This is a genomic window from Plantactinospora sp. WMMC1484 (assembly GCF_049315195.1).
Lineage (GTDB): Bacteria > Actinomycetota > Actinomycetes > Mycobacteriales > Micromonosporaceae > Plantactinospora.
In genome coordinates this window covers 6,422,946-6,435,615 of the sequence record NZ_CP186055.1, presented here as the reverse complement: position 1 = coordinate 6,435,615, position 12,670 = coordinate 6,422,946, and the positions used below count along the sequence as shown (strand labels likewise).

Sequence of the window (12,670 nt, the reverse complement as noted above, 5' to 3'; positions counted from 1 at the left end):
GCCGTTCCGTCGCTCGACGGGAACGTCGGTGCGGCCCCGCCGATGTCGACACGGACCGTGGGTCACTCCGGCCCCGGCTTCGTGCCGGTCAGCTCTTCGCTGATTGTCCACAACCGTACGGCGGCTGCGGCGTCCCCGGCCAGCGGGCCCGGCTCGGCCGGCTTGCACCTGACGAAGTAGCCGCCGGTCACCTCGGCGACCTCGGGAGAGCTGGCAAGGTACAGCGACGTCCTGGCCCCGGTCGCGGGTCCGGGCTGGAAGCGCAGGACGAGTCGCACCGCCGCGCCGAGCGGCCCGGTGACGTCCCGGCCGAGCGCGGTACGCGCGAAGCCGGGATGCAGACAGTTGGCGGTTACCCCGGTGCCGGCCAGGCGCTTGGCCAGCTCGACGGTGAAGAGGACGTTCAGCAGCTTCGAGAGGGGATAGGCCTGTGCCTGCCCATCCTGCGTGCCCTGGGCCAGGTCGTCCCAGGGGATCGTCCGGACCTGCTTGTGCGCGGCGGACGAGACCGTGACGACCCGGGCGGGAGCACTGCGTTCCAGCAGCCCGCGCAGCAGGTTCGTCAACAGGAACGGCGCCAGGTGGTTGGTCGCGAAGGTGCTCTCCAGCCCGTCGGCGGTCAGCCGGCGGCGCATCGCGATGATGCCGGCGTTGTTCACCAGCACGTCTAGCCGGTCGTGCCGGGCCTGGACCTCGCCGGCCAGTCGGCGTACCTCGGCCAGGCTCGCCAGGTCCGCGGTCAGCGCCTCGACCCGGGCGTCCGGTACCCGCCGGCGGATCTCGTCGCACGCCGTCGCAGCACGTGCCGCGTCACGGGCGACGATGACGACGGTGGCGCCGAGGACGGCCAGCCCGGCGGCGGTCTCCCTGCCGATGCCACTGGTGGCGCCGGTCACCAGACAGGTCCTGCCCGACATCGTCGTCACGTGGCCCCCAGGTGGGATGTTCGGTCGCCGATCCCCGTACGGGAGTGTCACCGATCCGGCACGAAAGTCAGGCAGCGTCGCGGATCTCGCAGGGGAGTCAGGCATCGCGTCGGTGCCGACGGTAGTCGTGCCGCGCTCGTCCCGACGCTCCGCCGCTGCCGGCGCCGCACGGAGGCGGGGTACGGAGGCGAGGTACGGTTTCCATGATCGAAGAGCGTGCGCGCCGGTGACACGTTGGCTGCGTCACGAGCGTGCCGAGTCTCGGGTCGGGGCGGAGGGTCGCCCCCACGTCGGCGGCGGGCCGGGAGAGGAGCGACATGGCGCAGCGCAGGGCGCTGGTGGTTCGCGGCGGCTGGGAGGGGCACCGGCCGGTCGAGGCGACGGAGCTGTTCATCCCGATCCTCGAGGGCAGCGGCTACGCCGTACGGGTCGAGGAGTCGACGGAGATCTACGCCGACGCCGCCGAGATGGCCGGCACCGACCTCGTCCTGCAGTGCGTGACGATGTCGCAGATCAGCGCCGAAGAACTCGCGGGGCTCAGCGCCGCAGTCGTCGCCGGCACCGGCTTCACCGGCTGGCATGGCGGCATCGCGGACTCGTTCCGGGCCTCCTCCGACTACCTGCACCTGGTGGGCGGCCAGTTCGCCACGCATCCGGGCAGGGAGCCGTGCGAGCGCGGCGGCGGCGAGGAGGACAACTTCCTGCCGCACACCGTGCAGATCACCGACCTCGGGCGCGAGCACCCGATCACCGCCGGGATCGAGGACTTCGACCTGGTCACCGAGCAGTACTGGGTGCTGCACGACGACCTGATCGACGTGCTGGCCACGACGACCCACCCGACCCGGACGTGGCACCCGTGGCACCGGCCGGTCACCTCGCCGGCGATCTGGACCCGACTCTGGGGCGCCGGGCGCGTGGTCGTGACCACCCCGGGGCACAGCCTCGACGTACTGGAGCATCCCAGCGTCCGCACCGTGATCGAGAGGGGGATGATGTGGGCGACCCGCACCGCGTCGGAGTCGTAGGTCTCGGTGTCATCTCCCGCGCGTACCTGCGGACCCTCGGCGACCATCCCGGGATGACCATCGCCGCGGTGGCCGACATCGACGCATCCCGGGCCGTCGCGGTGGCCGCCGCGCTCCCCGGCGCCGAGGCGGTGAGCGTCGAGCGGCTGCTCGACCGCCCGGACGTGCTGACGGTGCTCAACCTGACGACTCCGGCGGCGCACGCCGAGATCTCGCTCGCCGCGATCGGGGCGGGCAAGAACGTGTACGTGGAGAAGCCGCTCGCCGTCACGTTTCCGGAGGGCCGCGCGATCGTCGACCGGGCGGCGGCGTCCGGCGTCCGGCTGGGCTGCGCTCCGGACACCGTCCTCGGCACGGGTGTCCAGACCGCACGCGCCGCGATCGACAGCGGTCTCATCGGGCGCCCGCTCTCCGCCTCGGCCGTGATGGTCACGCCCGGGCACGAACGCTGGCACCCCCAGCCCGACTTCTACTACACCGCAGGTGGCGGTCCACTGCTTGACATGGGGCCGTACTACATCTCCGCCCTCGTCCACCTGCTCGGGCCGGTCCGCGCGGTGACCGGAGCCGCCGCCCGGCTGCGCGCCGAGCGCGTCATCGGCTCGGGTCCGCGCATCGGCCAGCGGATCCCGGTCGAGGTCGACAGCCACGTGACCGGCGTGCTCGAGCACGCGAGCGGCGTCCTCTCCACCATCACGACGAGTTTCGACGGCGTCGCCACGACCGCCGCACCGATCGAGGTGCACGGCGAGGAGGGCACGCTCGCCGTACCCGATCCGAACCAGTTCGAGGGCGAGTCCCGGCTCTTCACACTCGGTGACACCGGATGGCGCACCCTGCCGACGGCGGCGGGCTACGTCGGCGGTGGCCGGGGGATCGGCCTGATCGACCTCGTCACCGCCGACCTGCGGCGCCCGCCGCGGGCCGGCGGCGAGCTGGCGCTGCACGTGCTCGAGACGATGACCGCCCTGCTCCGCGCGGCGGCCGAGGGCCGGCGGATCGAGCTGACCACTGCGGTGGAGCGGCCGGCAGCGGTCCCCAGCACGGCGGTCGAGGAGTGGAAGCCGTCCCCGGCGACCGGGCGCTGACCGGGCCGACTGGGGCGCTGACCGGGCCGACTGGGGCGCTGACCGGGCCGACTGGGGCGCTGACCGGGCCGGCGTCCGGACGCTGATCCGCGCAGCGCCCGGACACCGACCCGACAGCTTCCGACAGGGCGGTGGTCCCGATCAGGCGGTGCTCAGGTCGCGCCGGCGGAACGCCAACGTCGCCACCTGCGCGACGGCGGCAGCTCCGACGGTCAGCAGGAGCACGGCGCCGATGTCGATCTCGTCGAGCGGATACTCGCCGATGTGCTCGAACGGCGACAGCCGTACCGCGGCGGCGGGGATGTCGAGGATCGGTGCGAAGAAGCCGACGATCAGCGCATATCCGACGACCACCCAGACGGCCGGCATCGCCCGTGGGACGAGCGCGTAGAGCGCGGCGGCGACGGCGAGGACCAGCCAGACCGCCGGGGTGTGTGCCAGGTGGCCCAACAGGAGGTCGCCGAGGAGGGACGCGTCCCCGGTACTCGTCGCCGCGCCGACCCCCATGCCGAGACCGGCGACGAAGAGCAGCCACGGTACGCCGACCGCGGTGACCGCGAGGTGGCTGCCGATCCAGGCGCGTCGGCTGACGGCCGTCGCGAGTACCGGCTCGGCGCGGCCGTCGGTCTCCTCGCCGCGCAGGGCGTGCACCGCGAGTACGGCGAAGATCGCCACGGTCAGCGCCATGGTCAGGCCCATCAGGCCGAGGAAGCCGGCGAGCAGGTCCTCGGTGCCGCCCATCACCGCCACCAGGTCCTCCGGCGCGTCCGCGAAGCCGTCGAGTATCGGCTGGGTGAACGATCCGTAGGCGAGGCCGCTGACCAGCAGAGCCGCGCTCCAGCCGAGCAGGCTGGCCCGCTGCAGCCGGAAGGCGAGGCTGAGCGGGCCGGCAAGCCAACCGGCGGCGCGCGGGGCACCGGGGCGGGGCGGGATCAGGCCCGCACCGAAGTCACGGCGCGCTGACAGCGCGTAGCCGGCGGCGGCGGTGCCCGCCACGAACGCCAGCGAGATCGCCAGTGGCCACCAGCGGTTGTGCACGTACGGCGCGGTCTGCTGGGACCAGCCGATCGGGGAGAGCCAGGAGAGCCAGCCCGGCCCGCTGCCCTGGACCGTCGCCATGTCGCCCAGGCCGCGCAACAGGAATGCGGCCCCGAGGGCGGTGCCGGCCAGCCCGGCGGCCGCCCTCGGATACTCCGACAGTTGGGCGGTGACCGTGGCGATGCCCGCGAAGGTGAGCGCCGAGGTGCCGATGGCCGCGCCGAAGAGCAGCGATCCGGCCAGGTCGTAGCCGTTGCCGGCCATCACCGACGTGACCAGCAGCGCCACCAGAATGCCCATCAGGGCGGTGAGGAGCAGCGCGGCGGTGACCTGGGCGTGCCGGCCGACGACGTTGGCCCGGACCAGTTCGGCCCGGCCGGACCGTTCCTCGGCCCGGGTGTGCCGGGTCACGGTCAGCAACCCCATCAGCGCGGCACCGATGTACATGTAGAGGCCGTACTGGCCGGTGAGGAAGCGCTCGATGGTCAGCTCGTCATAGCCGAATCCGGGCCCGCCGAAGAGGGCACCCGCCGGGCTCTCGGAGAAGGCGGTCATCCCCGCCAGGTCCTCCGGTCCTTCGCTGACGCCCTCCAGCGCGGCGATGTAGTACATCATCATCAGGGTCAGCCCGAGGACCCAGGCGGGAAAGCGGATCCGGTCGCGCCGCAGCATGAACCGCAGGAGCGTGCCGGTCCCGCTGACCACGGTGGCGCGGGTGGTGCCGGACTGCGGTGGACGGCCGGTGGCCGTGGTCGCGGCCGTCGTCATCACGCCGCCCTCCGGTCCCCGTAGTGGCGCAGCAGCAACTGCTCGAGGGTCGGCGGGCGGGCGGTCAGGCCCTGCACGCCGAGCTCGCCGAGCCGGCGTACGACGGTGCCGAGGTGCTCGCCGTCGACCTCGAAGCGGACGTGGCCGTTCGCGGTCCGCAGGTCGTGCACGCCGTCGAGACCGGCAAGCTCCTCGGCCGGTCGGTCGGTGATCGCCTCGACCGAGGTGCGGGTCAGGTGACGCAGTTCGGCCAGCGAGCCGGTCTCGACGATCCGGCCCTGCCGGATGATCGAGATCTGGTCGGCGAGGACCTCGACCTGGGCGAGGATGTGGCTGGAGAGCAGTACGGTCCGGCCGGCGGCCTTGACCTCGCGGATGCACTCCTGGAACACGGCTTCCATCAGCGGGTCCAGCCCGGCGGTGGGTTCGTCGAGCAGGAGCAACTCGACGTCGCTGGCGAGCGCCGCGATCAGGGCCACCTTCTGGCGGTTGCCCTTGGAGTAGGTCCGGCCCTTCTTGCTCGGGTCCAGGTCGAACCGCTCGCAGAGCTCGTCCCGGCGTACGGGGTCGGCGCCGCCGCGGAGCCGGGCGAAGAGGTCGATCGCCTCGCCGCCGGTGAGGTTGGGCCAGAGCTCCACGTCGCCGGGGACGTAGGCGAGCCGGCGGTGCAGCGGCACCGCCTCCGTCCACGGGTCGTGGCCGAGCACGCTGGCCTGGCCGGCGTCGGCGCGCAGCAGCCCGAGCAGGATCCGGATCGTGGTGGACTTGCCGGCGCCGTTGGGGCCGAGGAAGCCGTGCACGTGGCCGGTCTCCACCCGCAGGTCGAGGCCGTCGAGCGCCCTGACCCGGCCGAAGGACTTTTCGAGACGCTGGATGTGGATGGCAGCATTCATGGTGGTCGACCCCGTTCGAGGGAGCCCCACGGACCCGTCGGTCCGCAGGGGGAGGAGAGAACGGACGGCGGACCGGCCGGCACGTCGACGTCCGGGGCCCGTGGTCCGTGGGAAAGGTGTCGCCGGAGGCGATGGTGCGCACACGCCCCGATCGGTTTGGGGCGTGGTGACTACACTGCGGCGCTGACCGCGTCTCCGGCCGACGGCGGATCCGGGACGTACATCAGGTAGTCGTCGAGCATCGACCTGTCGACGAAGAGACCGTGGGTGAAGAGTTCCAGGGCGGGGAGGGTGATCTCCTCCACATACTGCCGGAACAGCTTCTGGAACGGACCGGGCTCCACCGCCTCGTGCGTGGTGAACCAGAGCACCATGCCACCCACCGCCTGATAGGTGAGATAGCGGGTGCGGGCGGCCCGGTCGCGGCTCGGTCGGATCACACCGGCCGCCTCACCGGCGGCGAGGTATTCCTCGGCGTCCGCCGCCATCTGGGCGAGCAGCGCACCGGCAAGGTCACCGCCGGCCTGGAGGCTGCGCAGCAGATAGCGCACCAGCGGTGCGAACCGCTCGACCTCGGCCAACTGGGCCAGCAGCATCGTCGCGGTGCCGTCGGTGAACGCCTTAACCTTCTGCTCGCGGACCACCGCCAGGACGTGGTCGTCGCAGGCGCGGCGCAGCCCGTCCTTGGAGCGGAAGTGGTGCACCACCAGGCCGGCGGTGACGCCCGCGTCGGCGGCGATCGACCGCAGTCCCGCGCGGAAGCCGTCGCGGCCGAACCGCTCGACGGCGGCGTCGCGGATCCGGTCCGCGGTGGCGATGTCGCCCTCCCGCTCCCCGGCAACCACGTAGGCCGATGCCATGGCCGATACATTAAACACTCGTTCAATCCTGCGCAACGTCTTTCGGGTTCTTCCCGCGGTCCCGAACCACCGGTCCCGGCCGGCCCGTCCCGGGCCGCCGGCACCCCGGTGCGGAGGACTGCCGCCTCCGCACCGGGGTGCGGTCGAGCCCGTCGGGCGCCGGAACCAGCCGCCGGAGCGGGGGAACTACCCGCCGGTGCAGGTCGGGCTCAGTCCCGTGCCTGTGCCGGTGCCCTGGAAACCGAACTCGGTCGACTGTCCGGCCGGGATGGAGCCGTTGTAGCTGACGTTGGTGAACTGGACCGCGCCGCTGTTGCCGCTGCGGTTGGCGTTCCACGCGTTGGTGACACTTACCCCGGACGGCAGCGACATCGCGACCGTCCAGCCGTTGACCGGAGAGGAGCCGGCGGTGACCCGGACGGTGGCGACGAAACCACCCGTCCACTGGTTGACCGAGACCGACGCCGAACAACCGCCACCGGCCGGGGGCGGAGTGGTCGGGGTCGTCGTCGGCGGGGTGGTGGGCGGGTTGGTCGGCGGGTTCGTGGGACCGGAGGTCGGGGGTGTGGTCGGCGGGTTGGTCGGGCCGTCGGTGAGCGTCGGGGTCTGCCAGTCCCGCCACTCGGCCAGGTTGCCGGCCTTCCGGCTGGAGATCCGGAAGGTGCCTGCCGCGTTGCCGGTCTTCAGCAGGAACTTCTGGAGGTGCTGCTGCAGCGGCGTCCGCCACTCCGACCTGGTGGCGCAGTGGGTGCCGTCCTGGACGTCCGACCAGTAGGTGATGTTGTCACCGGCACCGAGCGCCTTGTAGACCTCCGCGCCGCCGAGCGCCGCCACGCTCCCCGACCTGGCACCCAGCCAGTCGACGTGTGGGTTGTCCATGATGAACAGGCCGCGCGGCGCGACCATCCCCACCATCTGGTGGGTGTCCACCGGCAGGCCGTTCGGGTTGCCGGTGTAGGAGCTGAAAGCGTCACCGAGCCACGGCTGCTCCGAGTAGGTGCTGCTCAGCGGCTGGGCGCCGCTCTCCGAGGCGATCGCTCGAAACGCGCCGACGCCGCCGCTGCCCGACTCGATCGGCATCGTCAACGCGATGCGCTGGTCGAACACGCCGGTCACGAAGGCGCCCTTGCCGTACCGCGAGCAGCCCGTGACGCCCATCGCGTCGGCCCGGAGGATGTTGCCCCCGGACTGCTCGATGACGTCGATGATCCGGCTCACGCCCCAGGCCCAGGCCATCAGCAGCCCGGTGCTGCTCGACGAGCCGTAGACGCTGTAGAAGGCGCCCTGCTTGTTGTTGCGCGGCGTCCCCTCCCGGCCGACGGCGAAGGGGTCGTAGTTGATGATCGCGACACCGGAGGACCTGATCGTGGAGGTGTCCGCCCCGAGGCTGCCGAGGACGACGACGGCCGGGAAGGGGCCGGAACCGCTCGGCAACTGGACGCTCGCCGAGAAGCTGGAACTGCGCCCCTGGTCCGACACGTTGACGGTGATGCTGCTGCTGGAGACGGTGCCGGTGACGGTTGCCGGTTTCGCGGGCTTCTGGCCGTAGATGGTCCGCTCCGCCAGTTCCCTGGTCTCGGCCCGCCGGCACCGCCAGTCGGCCTTGCTGGTTATCCGCGTACCGTCGATCTTCCGGAACGGGTCGGGGAGCCTGGAGTTGGAGGTCGAGGAGCCGGAGGGTACCGGACAGTCGGCGCCCTCGTCCTCGACGGACGAGGCGGCCAGCACACTGCCGGCGGCTTCGGCGGTCGTGGTTCTCGCTACGACGGTCACCGTTCCGGCGACCGCGAGCGCCGCCGTCGCCAGCACGACGACCGTCGAGCGGATCGTAGAGCGGCCCGAGCTGGTGATCACTGGGGCTTCTCCTTCCGAGGATGGGGTGGTGGGACGACAGCTATCGAAGATCACAGATGTCGACATCGATAAGTTTCGGCCAGCATGCTGAAACATGTCAATGTCGTGCCCAGGGTGAGCGCCGCCGCCCGCAGCTCGTCGCGTGGGGTAAGAGCCCGAAACATTTCCGGCGCGGCGGCGGCAGAGCGCGCCGCCACGCCGCCGTGTCGACATCCGGCCGGCGGGCCGCCGCGCCGGAGTCGCGGGCCGGGCCGCCCGGTATCCTTGGCCGCCGCACCCCTGCCCGCGTGGTGCAGGACGCCGTCTCTGCGACATCCGCCCCGAGACGAGCGCTCCTCCGTCGACCTGGGAGACGGCCCGTGCCCCGATCCACGCCCGAGACGCCCGAGACGACTGGCACCCCGGCCGACCGGTCCGGGCCCGCCGCCGACGCCAACTGGTGCGGTACCGCCGTCGACGCGTTGCCGGACGATGCCGACGAGAGCGTCCTGATCGGCCGGATCTGGGATCCCGCCGCAGGAGGACCGTCACCGGTGCTGGTCCGGCACGGCGACGTCTTCGACATCGGCACCGAGTACGCCACCGTCAGCGACATCTGCGAGCTGCCGGAGCCGGCCGCGGTGGTCACCGGGCTCGGCGGCCGCCGGGTCGGCAGCTTCGCCGAGCTGCTCGCGAACACCGGCGCGGCGGTACGCGACCGGGGCCGGCCGTGGCTGCTCGCGCCGGTCGACCTCCAGGCGCTCAAGGCCGCCGGGGTCACCTTCGCGGTCTCGCTGATCGAGCGGGTCATCGAGGAGCGGGCCCGCGGCGACCTGGCGCTCGCGGCGGAGATCCGCCAGCGGATGCTCGTCGACGTCGGCACCGAACTCCGCGACCTCGCGCCGGGCTCGCCGGAGGCCGCCCGGCTCAAGAGCCTGCTCGTCGACGAGGGCCTCTGGAGCCAGTACCTCGAGGTGGGAATCGGGCCGGACGCCGAGATCTTCACCAAGGGGCAGGTCCTCTCCGCCGTCGGAACCGCCGTGCCGGTCGGGGTGCTCGCGGAGTCGACCTGGAACAACCCCGAGCCGGAGGTGGCCCTCGTCGTCGCGTCGACCGGGCGGATCGTCGGCGCGACCCTCGGCAACGACGTGAACCTGCGGGACGTCGAGGGGCGCTCCGCGCTGCTGCTGCCGAAGGCCAAGGACAACAACGCGTCGTGCGCGCTGGGTCCCCTGATCCGGCTCTTCGACGAGCGCTTCGACCTGCGCCGGGTGCGCGAGATGGAGGTCGCGCTCCGCATCGAGGGAGCCGACGGCTTCCGCCTCGAGGCGGTCTCGGAGATGACCCGGATATCGCGCGACCCGGAGGCGCTGGTGCGGCAGTTGCTCGGCCCGCACCACCAGTATCCCGATGGAGCCGTTCTGATGCTCGGCACCATGTTCGCGCCGATCCAGGACCGGGACCACCCGGGCGAGGGGTTCACGCACAGGCCGGACGACGTCGTCCGGATAACCTCCCCGGCCCTCGGCACCCTGGTCAACCGCGTCCGGCACACGGAGGAGTGCGAACCCTGGACATTCGGGGTACGCGACCTCATGCGCAACCTTGCGACGAGAGGACTGTTGTGAACGTCGTCACCACGGTCGACCCGAGGGACGGTCGGCAACGCGAAACCGATCTGCGTCAGACCACCGACGCGGAACTGGACTCGGCCGCCGCTGCGGCGATCGGGGCGACCCAATGGCTCGCTGACCTCGGCCGGAACGGTCGCGCCGACCTTCTCGACGCGGTCGCCGACTCGCTTGAGGCCCGCCGCACCGCGCTGGTCGACGCGGCCGAGTCCGAGACCGGGCTGGCCAGGACTCGCCTCGATGCCGAGCTCACCCGGACGAGCGTCCAGTTCCGGATGTTCGGCGAGGTGCTCCGCGACGGCGGATACGTCGAAGCCGCGATCGACCACGCCGCCGACACGCCGCTCGGTGCGGCTCCCGACGTGCGGCGGATGCTCGTGCCGCTCGGTCCGGTCGCCGTCTTCGGCGCCAGCAACTTCCCGTTCGCCTTCTCCGTCCCCGGCGGCGACACCGCCTCCGCGCTCGCCGCCGGCTGTCCGGTGGTCGTGAAGGCCCACCCCTCCCATCCGCTGACCTCGCAGGCGTCCGCGGCGGCGATCGCGGCGGCTGTCGACGGCGCGGGCGGACCCACCGGCACGGTGGTGCTGGTGTACGGCGAGGAGGCCGGCCGGGCACTCGTGCGGCATCCCGCCATCCGTGCCGCCGCGTTGACCGGTTCGCTCAACGCCGCCCGGGCCATCCAGGCGGCGATCGACGAGCGCCCCGATCCGATCCCCTTCTACGGCGAGCTCAGCAGCATCAACCCGATCGTCGTGCTGCCGGCGGCGGCCGCCGAGCGTCCGGACCAGATCGCCGAGGGCCTCTTCGGCTCCTTCACCGGCTCCGGCGGCCAGCTCTGCACCAAGCCCGGCCTGGCGTTCGTCCCCGCCGACCCGGGCGGCGACCGGTTGGTGGCGGCGCTGCGGGACCGGGTCGCCTCGGCCGGCGGCGCGGTCCTGCTCAACGAGCGGATCCGCGACGCCTTTGTCGTGCGGGAGGCCGAACTCGCACGCGCCGGTGCCCGGGTCGCGGCACGGCCCGAGATCGCCGCGGGCGACGGCTTCGCCGTGGCGCCGGCACTGCTCGAGGTCGACCTGGCCGGCCTCTCCGCCGACGTCGCCGACGAGTGCTTCGGCCCGCTGATGGTCCTGGTCCGCTACGCGGCGGTCGCCGACCTCGACCGGGCGCTCGGGACCGTTCCACCCTCGCTCACCGGCTCCATCCACCTCGCGGCCGAGGACGACCGGGCGGTCGTACGCGGGCTGGTCGACCGCCTCGGCGCGAGTTCGGGTCGGATCGTCTTCAACGGCTATCCGACCGGGGTACGCGTCTCCTGGGCCCAGCATCACGGCGGCCCCTGGCCGTCCACCAACTCGCTGCACACCTCGGTCGGCGCCACCTCGATCCGCCGCTTCCTGCGTCCACTGGCCTGGCAGGACGCCCCGGAGTGGCTGCTGCCCGAGGAACTGCGGGACGAATTCTCCACCATCCCGCGCCGGGTGGACGGGCGGTTGCGACCGGGCCCGTCCGCCGACCCCGCCGGCCGCTGACCACCTCGCCCGGGTGGGCAACCGGTTTCGGTTGTCCACACGGGGCGGAAGTTCGGCAGAGTCCGGGCACCATCGGGTCAAGCTTCGACGTCGGCTCTGGTCGATCGCTAGCTCCGGGCCCGGCACGATGGCATGCTTGGCGTCGGGACAATGCCGGAGGTGTGGGGTGAGCGGAGCAGAGCTGCGGGACGGACCCGGTGACGGCCCCACGGCCGTACGCATACTCGTGGGTGCCCAACTGAGACGCCTGCGCGAGCAGCAGGGCTTGACCAAGGCGGAGGCAGCCGACCCGATTCGTGCCTCGGAGTCGAAGATCACCCGGATGGAGCTCGGGCGGGTCGGCTTCAAGGAACGCGACATCCTCGACCTGCTCACGCTCTACGGCGTGCACGACGAGCAGGAACGGGCGGCGTTGCTGGCGCGAGCCCGCGAGGCGAACGCCTCGGTCTGGTGGCACTCCTACAGCGACGTCACGCCGAACTGGTTCCAGCGCTACCTCGGCCTGGAGGCGACGGCGACGCTGATCCGCACCTACGAGGTGCAGTTCGTCCCGGGCCTGCTGCAGACCGAGGAGTACGCGCGGGCGGTGGTGCGCCTCGGCCACGGCTCCGCCCGGGAGGACGAGGTCGCCCGCCGGGTACGGCTGCGGATGGAGCGGCAGCAGGTGCTGACCAGGCCGGATCCGCCGATGCTCTGGGCTGTGGTGGACGAGGCCGCACTCCGGCGGCCGGTCGGCGGCCCGGAGGTGATGCGCGACCAGCTCGAGGCGCTGATCGGCATCGTCACGAAGATGCCGAACGTCAAACTCCAGGTGGTCCCGCTCGCCGCCGGTGGGCACGCCGCGGCCGGCGGCGCCTTCAGCATCCTGCGCTTTCCGCAGCCGGAGCTGGCCGACCTGGTCTACATCGAGCAGCTGACCAGCGCGCTCTACCTGGACAAGCGTGAGGATGTGGACTGCTACTTCGAGGCGGTGAACCGGCTGTTCATCGAGGCCGCGCCGCTGAAGGACACCTTCCAGATCCTGGACCGGATCATCCGTGACCTCGACGAGGCGCCGCACTGAGCAGCCCTCTTCC

At 72.2% G+C, this 12,670-nt stretch carries 10 protein-coding genes and 1 pseudogene; 5 read left to right on the top strand and 6 right to left on the bottom strand.

Annotated elements, in window-relative coordinates; all coding sequences use genetic code 11:
• Positions 1–62 precede the first annotated feature (62 nt).
• Complete coding sequence (locus ACN28C_RS27655; protein WP_422770442.1) at positions 63–896, bottom strand: SDR family NAD(P)-dependent oxidoreductase; 834 nt, start codon at positions 894–896, stop codon at positions 63–65.
• Positions 897–1,243: 347 nt separating this feature from the next.
• Here ACN28C_RS27655 and ACN28C_RS27650 point away from each other — a divergent pair, with 347 nt between their 5' ends.
• On the top strand, positions 1,244–1,954 hold the full coding sequence (locus tag ACN28C_RS27650; RefSeq protein WP_422770441.1) for a ThuA domain-containing protein: 711 nt from the start codon (positions 1,244–1,246) through the stop codon (positions 1,952–1,954).
• Complete coding sequence (locus tag ACN28C_RS27645) at positions 1,924–3,042, top strand: Gfo/Idh/MocA family protein (RefSeq protein ID WP_422770440.1); 1,119 nt, start codon at positions 1,924–1,926, stop codon at positions 3,040–3,042. The genes ACN28C_RS27650 and ACN28C_RS27645 overlap by 31 nt, the downstream gene beginning before the upstream one ends.
• Before the next feature lie 141 nt (positions 3,043–3,183).
• Here ACN28C_RS27645 and ACN28C_RS27640 read toward each other — a convergent pair whose 3' ends face one another.
• From ACN28C_RS27640 to ACN28C_RS27620, 5 genes and pseudogenes are all read right to left on the bottom strand, one after another.
• Positions 3,184–4,848, bottom strand: coding sequence for an ABC transporter permease (locus ACN28C_RS27640; protein ID WP_422770439.1), 1,665 nt, complete (start codon positions 4,846–4,848; stop codon positions 3,184–3,186).
• Entirely contained in the window at positions 4,848–5,741 is an 894-nt protein-coding gene (locus tag ACN28C_RS27635; RefSeq protein WP_422770438.1) for an ATP-binding cassette domain-containing protein, read from the bottom strand. The genes ACN28C_RS27640 and ACN28C_RS27635 overlap by 1 nt, the downstream gene beginning before the upstream one ends.
• A 170-nt stretch (positions 5,742–5,911) precedes the next feature.
• Positions 5,912–6,385, bottom strand: a complete 474-nt coding sequence (locus ACN28C_RS27630; RefSeq protein WP_422774830.1) for a hypothetical protein — start codon at positions 6,383–6,385, stop codon at positions 5,912–5,914.
• 30 nt (positions 6,386–6,415) lie between these two features.
• Positions 6,416–6,601, bottom strand: a pseudogene (locus ACN28C_RS27625) (helix-turn-helix domain-containing protein); the annotation flags it as partial.
• Positions 6,602–6,787: 186 nt separating this feature from the next.
• Complete coding sequence (locus tag ACN28C_RS27620; protein ID WP_422770437.1) at positions 6,788–8,455, bottom strand: cellulose binding domain-containing protein; 1,668 nt, start codon at positions 8,453–8,455, stop codon at positions 6,788–6,790.
• A gap of 359 nt (positions 8,456–8,814) precedes the next feature.
• Between ACN28C_RS27620 and ACN28C_RS27615 the strand changes: the two genes are divergently transcribed.
• The 3 genes from ACN28C_RS27615 (at position 8,815) to ACN28C_RS27605 (ending at position 12,657) form a co-directional block, all read left to right on the top strand.
• Positions 8,815–10,062 (top strand): fumarylacetoacetate hydrolase family protein, encoded by a 1,248-nt coding sequence (locus ACN28C_RS27615; protein ID WP_422770436.1) that lies wholly within the window; start codon positions 8,815–8,817, stop codon positions 10,060–10,062.
• A complete protein-coding gene (locus tag ACN28C_RS27610; protein WP_422770435.1) occupies positions 10,059–11,594 on the top strand; it encodes an aldehyde dehydrogenase (NADP(+)) in 1,536 nt (511 codons plus the stop codon). Before ACN28C_RS27615 ends, ACN28C_RS27610 begins: the two co-directional genes overlap by 4 nt.
• Before the next feature lie 166 nt (positions 11,595–11,760).
• Positions 11,761–12,657 (top strand): helix-turn-helix domain-containing protein, encoded by an 897-nt coding sequence (locus ACN28C_RS27605; RefSeq protein ID WP_422770434.1) that lies wholly within the window; start codon positions 11,761–11,763, stop codon positions 12,655–12,657.
• Positions 12,658–12,670 lie beyond the last annotated feature (13 nt).

Coding starts and splice junctions, on each gene's coding strand:
- ACN28C_RS27640 (WP_422770439.1), bottom strand. CDS start 4,848: ATGACGACGGCCGCGACCACGGCCACCGGCCGTCCACCGCAGTCCGGC.
- ACN28C_RS27635 (WP_422770438.1), bottom strand. CDS start 5,741: ATGAATGCTGCCATCCACATCCAGCGTCTCGAAAAGTCCTTCGGCCGG.
- ACN28C_RS27650 (WP_422770441.1), top strand. CDS start 1,244: ATGGCGCAGCGCAGGGCGCTGGTGGTTCGCGGCGGCTGGGAGGGGCAC.